General features: G+C 58.2%; 15 protein-coding genes and 1 pseudogene. 13 read left to right on the top strand and 3 right to left on the bottom strand.

Going from position 1 to position 17907, the window contains the following annotated elements:
* Positions 1 to 364: 364 nt before the first annotated feature.
* Positions 365 to 1000 carry a histidine phosphatase family protein gene (locus GHO32_RS22435; protein ID WP_153335532.1) on the top strand — a complete coding sequence of 212 codons (636 nt, stop codon included), beginning with the start codon at positions 365 to 367 and terminating at the stop codon, positions 998 to 1000.
* A 33-nt stretch (positions 1001 to 1033) separates the two neighbouring features.
* Here GHO32_RS22435 and GHO32_RS22430 read toward each other — a convergent pair whose 3' ends face one another.
* The 3 genes from GHO32_RS22430 to GHO32_RS22420 form a co-directional block, all read right to left on the bottom strand.
* The gene (locus GHO32_RS22430) at positions 1034 to 1534 is read right to left on the bottom strand and encodes a hypothetical protein (protein WP_153335533.1); all 501 of its coding nucleotides are present in this window, start codon (positions 1532 to 1534) and stop codon (positions 1034 to 1036) included.
* A 91-nt stretch (positions 1535 to 1625) separates the two neighbouring features.
* Positions 1626 to 3092, bottom strand: coding sequence for a glycosyltransferase family 39 protein (locus GHO32_RS22425; protein ID WP_153335534.1), 1467 nt, complete (start codon positions 3090 to 3092; stop codon positions 1626 to 1628).
* A 170-nt stretch (positions 3093 to 3262) separates the two neighbouring features.
* Positions 3263 to 4558, bottom strand: a complete 1296-nt coding sequence (locus GHO32_RS22420; RefSeq protein ID WP_153443004.1) for a carbohydrate porin — start codon at positions 4556 to 4558, stop codon at positions 3263 to 3265.
* 265 nt (positions 4559 to 4823) lie between these two features.
* Here GHO32_RS22420 and GHO32_RS22415 point away from each other — a divergent pair, with 265 nt between their 5' ends.
* The 12 genes and pseudogenes from GHO32_RS22415 to GHO32_RS22360 form a co-directional block, all read left to right on the top strand.
* Positions 4824 to 5960 (top strand): phosphoribosyltransferase domain-containing protein, encoded by a 1137-nt coding sequence (locus tag GHO32_RS22415; protein WP_153443003.1) that lies wholly within the window; start codon positions 4824 to 4826, stop codon positions 5958 to 5960.
* The gene (locus GHO32_RS22410; RefSeq protein WP_153335537.1) at positions 5950 to 6708 is read left to right on the top strand and encodes a trehalose phosphatase; all 759 of its coding nucleotides are present in this window, start codon (positions 5950 to 5952) and stop codon (positions 6706 to 6708) included. Before GHO32_RS22415 ends, GHO32_RS22410 begins: the two co-directional genes overlap by 11 nt.
* Complete coding sequence (locus GHO32_RS22405; RefSeq protein WP_153335538.1) at positions 6701 to 7795, top strand: cysteine protease StiP domain-containing protein; 1095 nt, start codon at positions 6701 to 6703, stop codon at positions 7793 to 7795. The genes GHO32_RS22410 and GHO32_RS22405 overlap by 8 nt, the downstream gene beginning before the upstream one ends.
* On the top strand, positions 7795 to 8742 hold the full coding sequence (locus GHO32_RS22400) for an HpcH/HpaI aldolase/citrate lyase family protein (RefSeq protein ID WP_153335539.1): 948 nt from the start codon (positions 7795 to 7797) through the stop codon (positions 8740 to 8742). The genes GHO32_RS22405 and GHO32_RS22400 overlap by 1 nt, the downstream gene beginning before the upstream one ends.
* Before the next feature lie 9 nt (positions 8743 to 8751).
* A complete protein-coding gene (locus GHO32_RS22395; protein WP_123751808.1) occupies positions 8752 to 9426 on the top strand; it encodes an HAD family hydrolase in 675 nt (224 codons plus the stop codon).
* A 73-nt stretch (positions 9427 to 9499) separates the two neighbouring features.
* Positions 9500 to 9592: pseudogene (locus GHO32_RS22390) on the top strand (TerD family protein); the annotation flags it as partial.
* 32 nt (positions 9593 to 9624) lie between these two features.
* Positions 9625 to 10797, top strand: a complete 1173-nt coding sequence (locus GHO32_RS22385; RefSeq protein WP_153335540.1) for a TerD family protein — start codon at positions 9625 to 9627, stop codon at positions 10795 to 10797.
* A gap of 50 nt (positions 10798 to 10847) precedes the next feature.
* The gene (locus GHO32_RS22380; RefSeq protein WP_153335541.1) at positions 10848 to 11882 is read left to right on the top strand and encodes a TerC/Alx family metal homeostasis membrane protein; all 1035 of its coding nucleotides are present in this window, start codon (positions 10848 to 10850) and stop codon (positions 11880 to 11882) included.
* Positions 11883 to 11993: 111 nt separating this feature from the next.
* Positions 11994 to 12572 carry a TerD family protein gene (locus tag GHO32_RS22375; protein WP_153335542.1) on the top strand — a complete coding sequence of 193 codons (579 nt, stop codon included), beginning with the start codon at positions 11994 to 11996 and terminating at the stop codon, positions 12570 to 12572.
* Between the two features lie 472 nt (positions 12573 to 13044).
* Positions 13045 to 13557, top strand: a complete 513-nt coding sequence (locus tag GHO32_RS22370) for an Hcp family type VI secretion system effector (protein WP_048372946.1) — start codon at positions 13045 to 13047, stop codon at positions 13555 to 13557.
* A 72-nt stretch (positions 13558 to 13629) separates the two neighbouring features.
* Positions 13630 to 14526 carry a DUF4123 domain-containing protein gene (locus tag GHO32_RS22365; RefSeq protein WP_153335543.1) on the top strand — a complete coding sequence of 299 codons (897 nt, stop codon included), beginning with the start codon at positions 13630 to 13632 and terminating at the stop codon, positions 14524 to 14526.
* A partial coding sequence (locus GHO32_RS22360; RefSeq protein ID WP_178113926.1) for a toxin VasX occupies positions 14526 to 17907 on the top strand: 3382 nt, incomplete at its 3' end. The genes GHO32_RS22365 and GHO32_RS22360, both read left to right, overlap by 1 nt.

The raw sequence follows: 17907 nt of genomic DNA, 5'->3' as shown, positions 1-17907 counted from the left end.
GGCGGCGTTGAGCAGAGCTGAAACGTTTTTTGATGCGCAATGATCAGCGGTTAAACAGTTCACACAAAAAGACGATTAAGGGTGTGCTTGAAGATTTTTTTCACATTCGCTTCACCTGCCTCCTACACCCGTATTTATAGACTGCGTTCAGTTTGGGAAAAGCCTTGCTATGCAAGACTGTTTTCTTACAAGCGGGATTGCTCACCCATCCATTGTCATATTCGCGTTATAGGGTGACGGCGACTGTCGTTCACTGACTGCCATAGGGGTGTTCTACGTGATTTTGAGTCTTCGTTTAGCGGGTGCTAAGCGCGCATTACTGCGCAAAGCGTTCGCGCGTTATCGAAATACACTGGTGGCAGTTATGGCGACGGCTTTGACAGTTTTTGTCACCCTTCAACTGCTGGCGCCGGCCTCTGCTCCCAACCTGGCGTTGCCCGGCAATGCCAGCCGTGTCCTGGCCCTCAAACAAAGCTGGGCTAAAGGTGATGTGATTGCGTTGGTTCGCCATGGCGAACGTTGTGACCGCTCTTCGACGCTGTGCATGGGACCTGAGGACGGGATCACCGTACACGGCGAGTCTGTTGCGCAGGCGTTGGGCAATGAGTTCCGTCAAATGGGACTGGCCCATGCCGATATCTACAGCAGTTTGCTGACACGCTCACGGCAAACGGCGGATGCAATGTTTGTTCGTCAGGTTGAAGCCCAAGACTGGGTGTTCAACTGCCGAGGCAAAATGCTCAGTGATGTGCTCAAGCACAAAGTCCCGGGTCGCAACCTGGTGCTGGTCACCCATAGCGAATGCATGGACGAGCTTGAGAGCCAGATGCATGTGCCCACAGAAACCACCTTCAGTTATGGCGCGTCGTTATTTATCAACGTAGAGGGCGCCAGCGCACAGCCGCAAATGCTCGGTTATGTCGAAACCAAAGACTGGAACGCCATCGTGCCGCCAGGCACCCTGCCAACTGGCCATAGCCTCGAAGCCTCACGGTTTTAACACCTCAACGTGTAGGAGCGAGCTTGGGTACCCTCAAGCCAACACACGATTCCAATTGTCTTCGACCGGCAACGGCACGTCCCTGAGTTCCTGGGCCACGGCTTTTTCGATGTCGTCAGCGCTGAGCTCTTTTTCATCAAGCCACGGCCATGGGGCATCCGCATCGCGAAAGTCGAGTTGGTTGTTCAACTGCTGACACGCGAGCGCGAGCAAGTGCATCAGCACCCACTGGCTGGTGAGGTACGCCTTCTGTTGCACCGGGCTGCGGTTGAGCAGGGCGGTGACGTCTGTCACCTGCGGGTTTGGCCACACGCTGCTGCGCAGGTTCCAGACAAGCGCCCCGTTGTTCGAGACGTCTTTGTCGGCCAGTGCCGGGTCGGCGCTGACCTCGATGCTCAGCTTTACAGGTTGGTGCTCAAGCTGGTCAATCAGATAACGGGCGAGGCCGGATTGGCGCAGGTACGCCGTCGCGGTCTTGTAGGCCAGCTGAGCGTCATAGTCGCTCAGGCTCTGGCTGGTAATGCTGATGGTCATGGCTAGCTCCTTGACTGGGTAACGTCCAGCACAGGGAGCGTAGCCAATGTGCCGTAATCGGCCACGCCAAGTGTCGTTCTATTGCCGCGGATCAATCTTCTGCAGTGGGCGCCAGCGTCACGAAGTAAAAGTGATGGCGGCCAACACTGACCGTGTCCAGCACCTTCAGCGCCACTCCCGGCACCTCGGTTTTGTCGATAACCGCGATATTGTCGGGCGACTGCGCCAAAAACGCCTGCAACTCGGCGGCGGAGTTCAGCGTGTGCGGCAGTTGCTGGCTGTAAAACACCACGGCCCCCAGACGCTCGTCCGGTTGCAGCAGGGCGATGTGTTTGCCGCTGGCTTGCAGGCTGATGACCTGCGCGGCCACGGGCTGGAAGGATTCGCTGCGATCGGCGCGCGGCGCCCACACCGCCGCAGCGATCAGGTAGGTGGTGACAACCCCGGCCAGCAGCGCGATGGCCAGCGAGCGATGGTAGTCGCTCAAAAACCTGGCGATGGCCGAGCCCCGGCTTTTCTTGCGCAGCCATTGCAGCACCACCCCGGCGTACTCGGCAGCGATCACGGCGGCTGCCGGGGTCAGCGACATCAAGTACACCGCGCGCTTGCTTGAGGCGATATTGAGCATCAGGTATTGCGCCAACAGCCACACGCAGAAAAACAGCAGGTAAGGGTTGCTGCGCAGTTGCTTACGGAAGTGCCACAGCCCCAGGAACGTCAGCAGATTCCACGGCAGGAAGCTTTCGGGCAATTTGCGCAGGTAATAGTAGAAGGGTTCGTAGTGGCCGGCTTCGACAAAGGAGCCGCTGAAGCGGCCAATGCTGTTGGTCAATACCACTTCGCTGACCGCTTGCAGGCCGCCGCGTTGATACAGCACACACAGCCAGATCAGTAGCGGGATCAAGCCCACCAGAGTCATCAGGGCCGGGCGCAGCCAGTCTTTCACGGCAAAGCGTTTGTTGATCAGGCTGTCGCACAGCAAATAGGTAAAAATCACCACCCCCGGCAAGGCCAGGCCGAACACGCCTTTACTCAAGGTGGCAATGGCAATGCCGGCGGCAAACAGTAACCAGCTACCGGCCGCAAAGCGCGGTTGGCGGCTGGCCTGGTAAAACGCCAGCAGCGCCATGCTGACGCCCAAGGTCAGCAGCGAATCTTCACCGACCTGGCGCGCATTCGCCCAAAAGCTGCCCATGGTGGCCAGCATTGCGGCAGCCGTCCAGGCCATGGCTGTCGGCCGACCGAAGCGGCGCAGCATGGTGAACAGCAACATGATGCTGCACAGCCCGGCGATGGCGGACGCCAAGCGCACGGCAAACAGCTGGCCGCCAGACAGCTGGATCGCCGTCGCATCGAGCCACAGGCTCAGGGGAGGTTTTTCAAGGAAGGGTTCATTCAGCAGGGACGGGGTGACCCAGTCCTGACTCAAGTGCATTTGCATGGCAATCCCGGCAACCCGGGATTCGGTGGAACCTTGCAGATGGTGGTTTCCCAAGGCAAAAAACATCAACACACAACCGAGCAGCAGTAACAGCAGAGCGGGACGAGTCAGACGCATTGGGTTACCAGGCTATATTTCAGTGAATAATGCGCTGGAGTATAGGAGGGGAAAGTTTAACAAAATGTGAAAAATGGCCGATTCAGGACTTTTTGCCCCGTGATGGCACCGCAGTGCTTGCAGGCGTCAACATTGTTCCTGACCCGGCGATGGCCGGGTCAGGATCACATTCAGAACGTTGCTTTGACCTGCAAGCCTGCGACCAGTGCATTGCCCCGGCTTTTGCCGTAGAACGCTCCCGGTTCGATGATGTATTGCACATCCGGACGCAGCAGCAACCATGGCGTTACTTGCGCGCCGTAGTTGAGTTCCAGCAACTGCTCGCCGCTGTCGAGGTTGGCGATCATGTTGGCTTGCTCAGGGTTGGCAGCCGCAGCTTCTTGCACGTCACGCGAGCGTGAGTTGAACACGGCGCGCCCGTAAGCGAAGGCGATGCTGTCTTGCGGGCGGCTGGCAAACGGCTTTTGTTTCACCAGGCCTACTGCGTACCAACGGTGCATGGCCGAGGTCGCGGCATTGCTGGTAGCGGCCTGGCCAAAGGCGCGCAAGACGCTTTCGGGGTCTTGCTCATCACGCCAGATTGCCTGGTCGATCAGCACATAAGCCCCGGTGCGATTGTTGGCTTTTTGCGTGCTGCCAATTTTCGTGGTGTTGGAGGTGTCGTAGTACCAGCCCGCTTTGTATTGGCCGCTCAGCCAGGCGTTGTGGTTGTAGATCGCTTCCAGCGGCAGGATGGCACCGGTGGTGCCACGGGTGGTCATGGTGAACGCTTCGGAGGAGCGGCTGTTGTACTCCGGATTAACCTGGAACACCGCGGTTTGCAAGGTCAGCGACGGGCTCACGGTGTAGCGCAATTCAGCGCCCCAATGAGGGGTCGGGTAGTTGCTCCAGCCGCTGCCGTTGGACATGGTCAACGGGTGTGCGCAGAAACCGGCGTTTACAAAGCTGGTCAGCAGCGTCATTCCGCCAAAGTCGTTGCCCATCGCCAGGAAGCCGAGTTTGGTGGTCAGCGCCGGGCTGAACAGCGTGCGCTGGTAGCTGAATTCAGACAGCCGCGTGTACTGGCCGCCGTAGTTCTCTTGCACTGGCAAGCGGTTGCCCACCAAGTCTTCGGAGGCGCTATGGCCGCGACGGTCGTTGACGGTGATCTGCACCAGGCCCGCGTCCGGGGTATCGAGCAGCTTGCTCAGGTCGAACTGGGCGCCGATGCGCACTTGCTGCGAATACCGCGTGCCGTGCTTGATCCCGCCGTGCAGGTTGGAAAACGTTTCGGAGTTGTAGTCGCCGGTCAGCTTAATGCCTTTGTCGATCAGCTTTTGGCGTTCGCCGCCCCAATCGCCGGTCAGCGTTGAGCGATTCATCAGGTCGTCAGAGGTGTCTGCAAGTGCACAAGCGGGGGCGAGGGCCAAGAGTGACAAGCCGCTGCACAGGCCGGAAGTCAGCAAGGCGCGGGAAGAAAAAAACATCTAAAAGTGCTCCTTCAAAAGCAGTGTCGCAAAGCAGGGGGCGACACGATGTCGCACAGTATGAACTAGTTAGTTCATAAAATTAATATTTCGTCATATTGCCGCGACGAGAGGGTGCAGCTCGCTGTGAAGGTGAAAACGCGCAGTTTTAGCGAGATTTCGGCGCATATACCGGCATGTTAGGTAACGATTTTCAGCTTGTTTTAGCCGGGTCACTGGCGAATCGTCCGCGCTCTTTCGACGTATTCCCAGGTAATAGACTCTGATGAGCAGCGCTAAACCCATGATCGGCACCAAGGCTTTGTCCGCAAACCTTAAGCGCGGTCGCCTGGAGGTTGAGGTCAACGCATCGACTTTTGAGCCACAGGCCCTTTTCCGTTTCGCTGAACGGCGTAACCCCAAGCGCGCCTTTTTGTTTGTCTCGTGTGTGTTGGGGCGGCACATTCCTGCCCGACCGTCGCGGATGGCCGAGTGTTTCGATGCGCTGGCCGCGCAAATCCCAGCTGACTTGCCCGGCCCGGTGCTTGTCATCGGCATGGCCGAAACGGCCGTCGGCCTCGGCGCTGGCGTACACCGCGCCTTGGCCCGCACGCGTAACGACAGTGTTTATCTGTGCAGCACCCGGCACCCGACGGGCAGCACGGTGTTTGCTCGTTTTGAAGAAGAACACAGCCACGCCACTTCGCATTTACTGCACCTGCCGCAGAGTGCGCAGGTCCGTGCCCTCATGCTGACGGCCCGTTCACTGGTGCTGGTGGATGACGAGGCGTCTACCGGCACCACCTTTATCAATGTGTGTAACGCCCTGGCTGACGCCGGGCTTGAGTCTATTGAACGCATCGTCAGCGCCACCCTCACCGACTGGTCGCAGGGTGCGCTGCGCAAGGCCAAGGGCAGTCACGCCAGCAGCGTTTCACTGCTCGCCGGGCGTTATACGTTTGCCGAAAATGCACACGCCGAGCTGCAAGAAATGCCCAGCGTCGGCACCGTGGCCGAAGGTCATTGGCCACTTAAACCTGAACGAGACTGGGGGCGCATGGGCGTGTGCGAACACCGCGACACACTGGCCCCCGAGCTGCACGTCGCCCCCGGCGAGCGGGTTGTGGTGATCGGCACCAGTGAGTTTGTCTGGCCGCCTTTTTTGCTCGCTGAGCGGCTAGAGCGTTCGGGCGCTGATGTGCATTTCAGCGCCACCAGCCGTTCACCCATCGCCTTGGGGCACGCCATCGATCATGCGCTGTCATTTCGCGACAACTATGGCCTGGGCATTCCCAACTTTTTATATAACGTCGTCCCCGGCCAGTTTGACCGTGTACTGATTTGCAGCGAAACCCCGGCGGCTGCGCTGGATCCTGCGTTGCTGAGGGCATTGAATGCGCAGGTCATTGTTTATGGCCATTAATCGCCCGCTGGTGTTCGTTGACCTCGATGACACGTTGTTTCAAACCGCCCGCAAAATGGCCGAAGGGCCGCGCTACACCGCCACGCTCGATGCGCAGGGCCAGCCCAATGGCTTTATGAATGCGACGCAGCAGGGCTTTGTCGAGTGGTTGCTGGCCACCACCGACGTGGTGCCCGTGACTGCGCGCAGCGTTGAGGCGTATCAGCGGGTGCAGCTTCCATTCGCGCACGGGGCCATCTGTGCCCACGGTGGCGTCATCCTCAGCGCACAGGGTGTGCCCGATGGCGACTGGCATGCGCGCATGTGCCACGAACTGGCGCCGGAGCAGGCGCGTTTGCACCGCCTGAGCGAGCAAACCTTGGCGCTCGGCGCAGAGCTGGGCTTCTCGCTGCGCAGTTGGGTGGTGGAGGAGCAAGGCCTGGCCACTTACGTGGTGACCAAACACAATGATGAAACCGATCATGCGCTGCTGGTCGTGTGTGCCGAGGCCAGGGCGCGGGGTTTGCTCAACGGCCTGAACGTGCATGGCAACGGTAACAACCTGGCCTTCCTGCCGCAGGCGCTGCAAAAACGCGAAGCGGTGCGCGAGTGGATTCGCCGCGATCAGGCACTCAACGGCAAACGGCCATTGCTCGGCTTCGGCGACAGCCTGTCGGACCTGGGTTTTATGACTGAGTGCGACTGGTGGGGCACTCCAAAACACGGCCAGTTGGCCAGCCATGTGCGTGCGAGCGTGGACCATGCGTAATGTTTGCGCGGGCTTGAATACCGTCGGCAGCGGCAGTTACGGCCGGGATGATGTGCACTTTTTACTGCGTGCGATGGTGATTACAACCACCGGTGTGCAGGAAAAAGAGCACCTGATCCAGACCCGGCAACGCCACTACTCCGAAATGATCAGCCAGGAGCATGCGCCCTCCCAACCCCATCAAAACCTCTACAGGCGGGCGCTGGCGCACAATGCGGCGCGCATGGCCACAGATGTTCAGGCCTTGGCCAACGCCTTGAACGAACGTTGCACCGGCAGCACCCTTGCGCTGGTGTCATTTGTGCGCGCCGGGGTGCCGCTGGGCGTATTGCTGCGCCGGGCACTGCGTGAAGCCGGTCGTGATGCCCGGCATTACGGGGTCAGCATTGTCCGCGACCGTGGCATCGACAACGTGGCCCTCGAAGCGGTCGTCAAGGCCCATGGGGCCGAAAACATCGTCTTCGTCGATGGCTGGACGGGCAAAGGAGCGATCAGCGAGCAACTGCGGGAGAGCCTGGCCGCCGATTCGCGCTTTGCACCCCGGCCGCGTCTGGTGGTGTTGGCGGACCCGTGTGGGCGTGCCTGGCTGGCGGCGTCTGCCGAAGACTGGCTGATCCCCTCGGGAATTCTGGGGGCCACCGTGTCCGGTCTGGTATCGCGCTCAATCTGGGCGCCGGAACCCGGCTTGCACGGGTGCGTGATGTACCCCCATTTGGCTGGGCATGACGTGACCATGAGTTTTATCCACAGCATCGAAACCGAACGTGCCCGGATAACCGCGCCCGCCAGCGCTCAACCCTGGACGTTGGCACAGGCCTGGGCGTTGCAACGCCGCGCGCAAAGTGTGCTGGACGGTATCTCGACGCGTTTTTCGGTGCTCAACAGCAACCGGATCAAGCCCGGCATTGCCGAGGCGACCCGTGCCGTCATGCGCCGCGTGCCCGAGCAAGTGCTGGTGCGCGGGCGTGACGATCCGGACGTGCAACTGCTGATGCACCTGAGCCGTCAGGCCAACATCGAGGTCCGCGAAGTCGGTGACGAATTGGGGCCATATCGCGCCCTCACTGTCATCAGGAGCGTGCGCTGATGATTAAGCATTCGCCCTATGCCCTGGGGGCCACGCTGTACATGCCGGCCACCCGGCCGGACATCCTGGACATGGTGTCTGGTGAAAAAATCCAGGGGTTGCGATCGCTGGTGCTGTGCCTCGAAGACGCCGTGGCCGCCACCGATGTGCAACAGGCACTGAACAATCTCAAACACCTGCTGGAGGCTATCGAAGCGCGGGGCGGTCGACCGTCCGGCGGGCCGATCCTGTTTATCCGGCCGCGTGACAGCCGCATGGCGGCGCTGCTCAGTGAATGGCCATTAATGCGCCACGTCGATGGATTTGTTGTGCCTAAACTGTGTCTGAGCAACTTGCGCGAGTGGCAACAGGCCGTGGCCTGCGACGACCTGATGTTGATGCCAACCCTTGAAACACCTGAGGTCTTTGACCCCGGCGCCATGGTTGAATTGCGCAGCGCCCTGCTCGAACACCTGCCGGGGCGTATCATTGCCCTGCGTATAGGCGGGAATGATCTGATGGGCTCTCTGGGGCTGCGTCGTTCACCGACGATGACGCTTTACAGCACACCGATGGGTTACGTTATCCCGATGTTATGCGGGATTATGGGCTCTGCGGGGTTTGCGCTGACGGCGCCGGTGTTTGAACAGCTCAACGCGCCGCAGTTGCTGGAGCAGGAATTGGCGCTGGATATCGCCCACGGGCTTGTCGGTAAAACTGCAATCCATCCGGGGCAAATTGCAGTTATCCACAGGGCGCTGCAAGTCAGCCTTGAAGATTTCAACAGCGCACGCCAGATACAAAGTGATACGGCGCCTGCGGTGTTCAAGTTCAACGATGCGATGTGTGAACCCGCGACCCATGGCAAATGGGCGCAAATGATTATTGAACGAGCGCATTGGCAAGGGGTTCGCCCCGAAATGACCCGCTCGATAGACCCTTTTTGGAGGCAGCCTGCGATGGGCTGAAGTAGTCGGTTGAATGAAGTTTTGAATACGCCTGAGAAGGGCAAACAGGTCCTGTCGGCTTTCGATTTTGATGGCACGTTGACCTATCACGACAGCTTTGTGCCCTTTTTGCGCTTCGCGTTTGGCAACCGCTTGTTCGCGATGCGGCTCTTGCGAATGATCCCGGCGACCACCGCTTATTTGCTGGGCCGGATCAGCCGAAATGATTTGAAAGAAAAACTCATTACGGTCTATCTCACGGGAGCCAAGGAAGCATGGGTGGCCGAGCGTGCCGAAGCATTTTGTGACGCTTCCTGGCAGCAACTGATGCGACCTTTGGGCTTAGTATCGGTCGCCTCCGAGCTTGAGCAGAAGGCCATTGTGACTATCTGTTCAGCCTCGCCAGAGCTGGTGCTCAAGCCCTTTGCCAAAAAGCTCGGTATCGCGCTCATTGGCACCCGGCTGCAGTCGGTTGATGGCGTGCTGACCGGAGAGATCGACGGTACCAACTGTCGATGCGAGCAAAAAGTCATTCGGCTGGAGGCCCAATATGGGCCTTTGGATCAATACACACTACGTGCTTGGGGAGACACCCAGGGCGACGAGCAAATGCTGGGGGCAGCCCAAGAGCCACATTGGCGCGAGTTTCATGCGCTGTGGCGTCGCAAGCGGCCATTGGATGTGTGTCTGCGTGAGGAACTCTGAGCAGAACAGATCATGAGCCAGCAGCTACTTTCGGCCCCCGTCCCTGAGTTCAGACAAGGAAAGGAAACGCTACATGGCTATTTCGTTGTCCAAGAACCAAGCGGTATCCCTGGAAAAGGAGACCGGGGCGGGGCTTAAAAAAGTATCGATGGGGCTGGCGTGTGACCTGAGCTGCAATGCGCCCCGGACGGTGCGTTTATGACCCTTTTGGCGCCGGGCGCCAACACAGGTGTTAATACCGAAACCTTGAACGTGACCGTCAGCTACAGCCCTGTGTCGTGCGCGGAGCTGGACGTTTCGGCATTTTTGCTCACGGCTTCGGGCAAGGTGCGTGGCGACAACGATATGTGCTTCTTCGGCCAGAAAGCGGTCAACAATGGCGCGGTCAAACTGCTTGAGTCCGGCCCCGGTCGGGCGGTGTTCAGCCTCGACTTGCAGGCAATTGATCCCGCAGTCGACAAAGTCGCATTGACCGCCACCGTTTATGAAAATAAGGCTAAATTCTCGGCATTTCCCCATCTGACCGTGGCGGTGAGCGGCGGCATAGAGGCTCCGATTCCGACGCAGGGCATGGCGGAAACCGCATTGATTTTGGGTGAGTTCTATCGTCGCCAGGGCGCGTGGAAATTCCGCTGTGTCGCTCAGGGCTTTGCTGGCGGCCTGGCCCCCTTGGCGGAACACTTCGGTATGGAAATTGACGCCCCGGTCACGCCATCCCCTGCGCCTGTGGTGCCGGCTCCTGCAACCCGAGTCAACCTGTCAAAGGTCACCCTCGACAAGCAACGCCCCTCCATCAGCCTCGTTAAAAATGACGGGGATTTCGGTGAGATCAAAATTAACCTCAACTGGAACCGAGCTCCGCAAAACCGCGGCGGCGGTGGCTTTTTTGCAGCGTTGCTCGGCAAATCAGGTGGTATCGATCTGGATGTGGGTTGCCTGTACGAGCTGCAAAACGGCCGCAAAGGCGCCGTCCAGGCCCTGGGTAATGCGTTTGGCGAATTTGCCGATGAGCCGTTTATTCAACTGATGGGCGATGACCGTACCGGGGCCGCCAGTGACGGCGAGTGGCTACGCATCAATGGCAAACAGTGGCACGCAGTACGCCGGGTGCTGGTCTACGCGTTCATCTACAAAGGCGCGCCGAACTGGCAGGCCACTGACGGCGTCATCACCTTGTACATGCCGGGCGAACCGCCGGTCGAAGTGCGCTTGAGCGAAGAGGGCGGCTCCAAGGGTATGTGCGCTGTCGCCTTGCTTGAAAACATTGACGGCAGCGTCAAGGTCAATCGCAAGGTTGAGTTCTACAATGGCCATTCAGACATGGACACGGCCTTTGGCTGGGGCATGGGCTGGGCTGCCGGGTCTAAATGACCGCGACATAACGACCGCCGAGGCTGGCGATTTTGATCTTTGAGGACACCATGGAAAACACGGCAATTGGTTTTCCGCCAACGACCATCGCTGTATTTGTAGCACTTGCGGTCATTGCCCTGGCAATCGATCTGTTTACCCACAAAAGCGATAAACCCGTCACGCTGACCAACGCGGCTTGCTGGTCGATTTTTTGGGTGCTGATCTCTCTCGCCTTTGCGGGCTATCTGTATTACGCCCATGGTCCGAGCGTGGCCAGCCTGTTTGTTACCGGTTACGCACTCGAAAAAGTCCTCAGCGTCGATAACCTGTTCGTGTTCATGGCGATCTTTGCCTGGTTCAAGATCCCCGATGCGCTGCGTCACCGTGTTCTGTACTGGGGCATCATCGGCGCCATCGTGTTCCGCTTGATCTTCGTGGCGATCGGTACAGGGCTTCTGGCCTTTGGCCCGTGGGTAGAGGTGCTGTTTGCGGTGATTGTGGCCTGGACCGCGATCATGATGCTGCGCGGCAATGAAGACGACGAAGACGAAGACTATTCCAAACACGTCGCTTACCGGTTTGCGAAAAAACTGTTCCCGGTGTGGCCAAAGCTGCACGGTCATCAGTTTTTTGTGTCGCGCACGGTGCTTGAGCAGGAGATCACCAAACCCGAGAACAAGGGCATGACCCTGGCCAGCAAAGGCGCTTTGTTCGCCACACCGCTGTTTTTGTGTGTGGTGGTGGTTGAGGTCTCGGACATCCTGTTCGCCTTCGACTCCGTGCCAGCCGTCATCGCCGTCAGCCGTGAACCCTTGATCGTTTACTCCGCCATGATGTTTGCGATTTTGGGCTTGCGCACCATGTACTTCGTACTTGAAGCCCTCAAGCGTTATCTGGTGCACCTGGAAAAATCGGTTATCGCGTTGTTGTTCTTTATCGCCGCCAAGCTGGCGTTGAATGCAACCAACCACCTGTTTGGCCATGGCATCAGCATTGAGCCAAACACCAGCTTGCTGGTGGTGTTGGTGGTCTTGGCCATCGGCATTGCGGCCAGCGTTGTTTTCCCCGGCAAAGAAGAAAAATCGGACGTTAAAAACGGCTGACAGCTTTGCCTTGTTCAACGGCCAGGAGGCGCAGCACACGATGCAGTCGAGGGGTATGGCTTGGTCTTTCAAGCCGTTCCCAGTCAGTTCTTTCTATAAGGATTCACGCACATGGCAGTAAGTCTGAGTAAAGGCGGCAATGTATCCCTGACCAAAGAAGCACCGGGCCTTACCGAAGTCGTGGTGGGGTTGGGCTGGGATCCACGGGTAACCGACGGCCAGGAGTTCGACCTGGACGCCTCGGTGTTTATTGTTGGCGAGAGCGGCAAAGTGCTGAACGACGGCAGTTTTGTGTTCTACAACAACAAGACCTCACCGGACGGCAACGTTGTGCACCAGGGCGACAACCGCTCAGGCGCAGGCGAGGGCGATGATGAGCAAGTGCACGTCAAACTGTCCGGCTTTGCCCCAGACACCAAAAAACTGGTGTTTGCCGTCACCATCCACGAAGCGGCCGGGCGTAAGCAGAGTTTTGGTCAAGTCGCCAATGCGTACATTCGCGTGGTGAACAGGGCGGATGGCAAAGAGCTGGCGCGCTATGACCTGAGCGAAGACGCCTCAACCGAAACCGCCATGATCTTTGGCGAGCTGTACATCAATAACAGCGAGTGGAAGTTCAAAGCCATCGGCCAGGGTTTTGCAGGCGGACTGGGCCCGTTGGCGGCGTCTCACGGCGTAAACCTGGGCTAACCCCACGCTTAAAAAAAGACCCTCCCCGACGCCGGGCAGGGTCTTTTTTTGTGTTAAATCCCGCAGGAATCCAAGATTGCGCCGTCTGTAGGAGCGAGCTTGCCTCGCGATCTCTTGATTGTTGAGCGTCAGAACATGCTCCTTTCATCGCTGTAGTCGGTCACAAAACTGCACTTAACAACTGCGCAACAACTTGCGCACGTAAACGCTGTTTTTACACCGAGCACTTTGCTGTAAGCCTTATCAAAAAAGGGCTCCAGCGAACTGCGCAACTTTTTGCGCAGCAGTGCGCAACACCTTGCGCACTTTTCCCTGATATTTCGCCTAAATCCCCTGTCGATAAACACACGGTCGTCTACAGGCGTTGATCTATAAGGGCTGAACGTTAACTGGCACAACTATTGAACTCTCCTATGGCCGCGCAACGTTTTTGTTTGCCGGGTTATCACATTTTTTGTGCAAGGAGAGCTTCATGGCTACGCCAGCGTATATGTCCATCACCGGTGCAAAACAGGGCCTGATCACATCCGGCGCGTTCACGGCCGATTCAGTGGGTAACACCTATCAGGAAGGGCACGAAGACCAGGTCATGGTTCAGGGTTTCAGCCACGAGGTGATCATCCCGCGTGACCCGCAATCGGGTCAGGCCACCGGTCAGCGTGTTCACAAGCCGCTGTGCATCACCAAGGTTTTTGACAAGTCTTCGCCGTTGCTGCTGCAAGCATTGACCTCAGGCGAGCGCATGACTGAAATCGTTATTCAATGGTTTCGGACATCGGCTTCCGGGACGCAAGAGCACTACTACACCACCAAAATTGAAGACGCGATCATCGTCGACATCAAAGACTACATGCACAACTGCCAGGACCCGGCTAACAGCCATTTCACCCACCTGGAAGACGTGCAGTTCACATACCGCAAAATCACCTGGACTCACGAAATCAGCGGTACTTCTGGCTCTGATGACTGGCGCACCCCGGTCTGAGGTTAAACCCAAGCACCCATAAACTTCATCAGCCCGCCTCGGCGGGCTGATGTCGTTCGCAGGAGGCATTCAATGGTTACGCGTGATCTTTCGTTGTCGGCAGGTCTACCTGCCGACCTTGAATGGCAAGGGCACTGCGGTTTATTGCTGGATGCAGTCAGCCTGATCAAACGCTCTCAACAGCTGGCGCAATGGAACAATCCCTGGGTATTTGAGCCGCTGTACACTGCCTCGGCAATGCCCGGCCTTGAGCAACTGTCGCCGCGTGTATTAAAAGTCGAGACACCGGCTCAGCCCGTACTCCAACATTTTTTAGCCAAAGCCGAAGAAGAGTGGGGCTACCTGCTGTTTTGTGACGGTGAATGGCCGTCCATGATTGCCCATCTGCGCTGGCTGACCGTGGTCCGGATGCCCCACGAACAGCGCGTTTTTCTGCGTCTGGCAGACCCTTCGGTCATGCATGCGTTATTTGCGCTGGCGGTCGAAGCGGGGGATCCCACCCTGTTTGGCCCATGCCAGCAGATTCTGATCGCCGACGCAGCGCAGGGTGTCTGGCACCTCCATCATCGCCCCGGCCCTGCGCCCATCCCGCAACAGGCCACGCCTTACTTACTCTCGGAGCAAGAGGCGAATGCACTGGATGTCGTCAGTTTTCGCAATGTGGTGCTGCGGCTCGACCGGCATCTACGCCATTACTTTCCCGCGTACCAGGCCCACCTCTCGCCAAGCGAACGCTGGGCGCATGTTCACACGTTGGCGAGCATGGCCTATGACCGCGGCTTGAGCAGTGAACTCGACATCACCCTTTACGCCAATGTGCACGGCTACCTCGGGGAACATGCGCTGCGGGACCATCCCGACTTGCACCTTCAGTTGATCACCGTCTCGGCGCTCACGCCTGCGCAACGCATCGAGAAGGTGGCTGAAATCGCCCGCTGCCGAGCACTGCACCTGAGAGAGCCTGCCTGATGTCGACCGTCTTCTGGCCCAAAAACCCCAACAACGTCAACCTCTCCCGCGACGATGCGCGAAACAGTATGGGCACCTGCCCGCTGATGAAAACCACCGTGCAGTTGATCCCGCTGCGCTATGGCATCGTCGACAATCCGGCACTCGATCCCGCAAGCGAGCTTGCCATGCCCTACAGCCTCGGCGCCCGGCCGCTGGGTATCCGGCTGTTGCGCGATGGCTGGTTGTACGTGATTGAGGGCAGCAGCGGGACCTTGTCCGAGTACCGTGTTGAAGACGGTCTGGTCAGCGCCATGCTGTGGCAAGGTCAAGCGGTGTTCGACGACGACCGTGAAGACCCCATCCACGAACCGAGACTGATTTACGCCAAAACCAGCACCTTGTACGTCACGTATTCCGAAGTCCCGTGGACCGCTAAAAAGTGCCAGCAAGTACTCAATGCGCCGTCCGAGCGTAATCACTTCATGCAAGCGGTCGACTTGAGCAAGGCCAAGTGCGACACCGGCGGGCCCCACCTGCTGACCCCGGACATGACTGAGCATTGGCTGGCCGAAGTCGCCACCGAGCGAATCGAGGCAGAGCAACAGAACCCTGCTACCACGCTGGCCGAGCACACCAGCAGCACCCAACAACGGCTTGACGCCGAACTGCCCGAGCACGAGCGTTTGCCCTACCTGTGGGAAACCCCCGCGCGTTTCGCTCAAACCTCCATGAACCGCCTCACCGGCTGCATTCATCCACAGTACCGGCACGACACGCTGTATCTGGTGCTGGAAGACACCTTGGGCGTCATGCGCGACTTGGCCAACTATCAAGACCATGTGGTTGGCTGGATCGATGACTGGAGCAATGGTGGGGCGAAACAGGGCCATAACGAACGCGATTACGTACTGGCGTGCTACATCGAATCCCTCAGCCAGCTCAATGCGCTGGATGTCAAAACGCTGATCGGTGAAAGCACGGACCCGGCGCACAAAGCGCTGCTGGATGATTTGCAGGGCATGGCTGAGCCGCAACACGGGGTCACAAATACCGCGATTATTGAGTACCTGGAACGAGGCGGCTTAATGACGCCGCCAGCGGGTAGTCCGGTGCCGGTGGAGCTGGAAGTGTTGCGTCAACGGGCGCAGATGCTGGCCAATGAGGACCGCTTAAAAGGCACTGCCATGGGCTCAAATGCTCGAAGCGCAGCAGAAGACGTCGACCGTCGTTTCTACACCCGCGAACATTTTCAGGTCGCGCCGGTGGCTTTTGTCGACACGCATTTCGAAACCCTGATTGCTCTGGGCAAGCACCGATTCAATCAAGTTGATGACCTGCTGTATGGTGCGAAATTTGGCCAACGCGGCGTCAATGAACTGATCGACCGCGAAGCAATGGACCGAGAATTACTCGCCCATCGAGCCGGGCTAGCGCGCTGGAACCACCTGCTCGATGCCATCACTGCCGACCGGGTCAAACTGACGTGTTCGGGCGCGTTTCATAAAGCGGGCTGGTACTTCGACCCGATGGACATCGGCCACGCCGGGCACGCGTTTGCCACTGAATATGCCTGCCTCAAAGACATTTGCCGCAGCGACGACGCTTGTGAACAACTGCTGGCGTACAGCGAGCGCAACCCGCAATTCAGCCGCCCGCTGTACTACACCTTGCCCTACAGCGACCAAACCTCGTTGTGGGTGCACTACGCGTTTTTGCTGGCTGCGGGCATGGTCCTGTTCAACAACAGCCCTGAACTCCTGGCCCGCCTGCGCACCCTTGAACAGAACCGCTTACCGGCGCTGGACGACCTCCCCGACAGTACCCGATCAGTGGTCAATGCCGCCCTCAACACCCTGACCCCGGCGCTTAATCGCGGGCTGGAAAACGTGCTGGTCAACTTTGACGAGTTCTTCAAAAACAACGCCATGCCCGACGTTGAGGAACTGCTGCGCAAACTGCCCGTCGCCCTCAAATCACGAATAGTGCAGGCCGCCAAAACCGAAGGCGTGACGTTCCATTTTGCGACCCCGCAAGAACAGGCCGCGTTACGCGAAACGCTGCGTGAAACCTTCAAACTGCGCCAGGAAATAGCCCTGCTTAAACAGAAACGGGCCAAGTCCAATCGTCAACACGGGCACAAATCTCAGACCTCCCGGGAACTGCTGGAGAAAATCCAGTACGACAGCCAACGGCTGGATCTGGAGCAAAGACGGCTGGCAGCCAGCCTTAGTCCCATCCCGGAGTTGCCGGATGAACATGCGCGGATTTTCGGTTCGACACAGGGCAAAGCTGGGCTAACTGTGATCTTCCCGAATGAAGGCAAACGGCAAGTGGCCGGGCTGATGGATAACTTTCGTAGAGGTGTCCATCGCGCGCCGGTGATGAACGTGCTGGGGGATGGCGCGGCGTTGTTGCTGTTTGTGGCGCAGGCGGTGAATTTGGTGCAGGTGGTTAAAGAGACTTTGTCTGCTTCAAGTGATAAGAGGGTCTGGATGCCTTTTATGAGTGCGTTTGCAGCCACTGGTGCGGCTGGATTTGCTGCTGCTCAAGGCATATTTGATACCGCCTTGAGTGCTCAGGCTAAAAATCTCGGCGAGGTTCTCGCAAGAAACTCTCTTAGCCGGCTGCAGGTCACCATGGGTAAGTTACATATTGGATTGGGCTTTGTAACTTATCCTTTGGGTTTTGCTGCGGCTTTAGTAAGTTTCAACGCTTATCAAAAGCAATGGTCTCAAGCCGTACTTAGAGGCAATCGCGGAGCCCAAAATGGTGCCCTGATCGCAATGGTCGCATCGGGAGGTTTGGCCGCCACTAATGCTTATGGTTTTGGTCATACAGCAAAGGCCGGTTATCAAGTGCTGATGGCTGCCAAAGGTGAGGCCCGTAAGACGGCATGGAAGGTTGCTGGCGCTCGTCTTGGCAGCGTCTTTTTTCGTTCCAGTTGGGCCGGTGGGTTTTTCACGATACTGGAATTGGCGGGCACTTGGCTTTACAACCGCTACAACACCAGTGGCCATGATCAGTGGCTGCAAAGCACCCCGTGGGGGCGGGATGTTGATAAACGTAAAGATCTCAGCCTTCAAGAGTTCCAGCATTACTTGACGTTGCAGCAGCTGGCGCCCTTTGTAGAAGTCAAACGTCCAGACGATAAGCCGTTTTGGCAAAGCATGTTGGGTGGCACTAGGCCGGGTGAGATTATCGTGATCCTGCCGGGTATGACCCTGACCGACTATCAAGACAGGCTGGACGGGCGGGCCAGTCATGGCCTTAAGATCGGCGCACAGCGAATCACAACGTTTCTTAGGGGGGATCGAGGCATTCCCGTTGAGCAGCGCGAGGTTGTAACTGAGCAGGTGCAGGCAGGGTTGTATCGAATGGTGAGCAAGCCCGAAAAAGAAC

This window comes from Pseudomonas sp. FSL R10-2189 (assembly GCF_009600325.1).
GTDB lineage: Bacteria > Pseudomonadota > Gammaproteobacteria > Pseudomonadales > Pseudomonadaceae > Aquipseudomonas > Aquipseudomonas helleri.
The sequence above is the reverse complement of the archived record's forward strand: the minus strand, read 5'-3'. Positions and strand labels throughout refer to the sequence as shown.

Bases quoted from the DNA above. Each gene is read 5' to 3' on its own strand.
- GHO32_RS22405 (WP_153335538.1), top strand. From the start codon at position 6,701: ATGCGTAATGTTTGCGCGGGCTTGAATACCGTCGGCAGCGGCAGTTAC.
- GHO32_RS22385 (WP_153335540.1), top strand. From the start codon at position 9,625: ATGACCCTTTTGGCGCCGGGCGCCAACACAGGTGTTAATACCGAAACC.
- GHO32_RS22410 (WP_153335537.1), top strand. From the start codon at position 5,950: ATGGCCATTAATCGCCCGCTGGTGTTCGTTGACCTCGATGACACGTTG.
- GHO32_RS22435 (WP_153335532.1), top strand. From the start codon at position 365: ATGGCGACGGCTTTGACAGTTTTTGTCACCCTTCAACTGCTGGCGCCG.
- GHO32_RS22425 (WP_153335534.1), bottom strand. From the start codon at position 3,092: ATGCGTCTGACTCGTCCCGCTCTGCTGTTACTGCTGCTCGGTTGTGTG.
- GHO32_RS22430 (WP_153335533.1), bottom strand. From the start codon at position 1,534: ATGACCATCAGCATTACCAGCCAGAGCCTGAGCGACTATGACGCTCAG.
- GHO32_RS22380 (WP_153335541.1), top strand. From the start codon at position 10,848: ATGGAAAACACGGCAATTGGTTTTCCGCCAACGACCATCGCTGTATTT.
- GHO32_RS22370 (WP_048372946.1), top strand. From the start codon at position 13,045: ATGGCTACGCCAGCGTATATGTCCATCACCGGTGCAAAACAGGGCCTG.
- GHO32_RS22415 (WP_153443003.1), top strand. From the start codon at position 4,824: ATGAGCAGCGCTAAACCCATGATCGGCACCAAGGCTTTGTCCGCAAAC.
- GHO32_RS22420 (WP_153443004.1), bottom strand. From the start codon at position 4,558: ATGTTTTTTTCTTCCCGCGCCTTGCTGACTTCCGGCCTGTGCAGCGGC.
- GHO32_RS22365 (WP_153335543.1), top strand. From the start codon at position 13,630: ATGGTTACGCGTGATCTTTCGTTGTCGGCAGGTCTACCTGCCGACCTT.
- GHO32_RS22375 (WP_153335542.1), top strand. From the start codon at position 11,994: ATGGCAGTAAGTCTGAGTAAAGGCGGCAATGTATCCCTGACCAAAGAA.
- GHO32_RS22400 (WP_153335539.1), top strand. From the start codon at position 7,795: ATGATTAAGCATTCGCCCTATGCCCTGGGGGCCACGCTGTACATGCCG.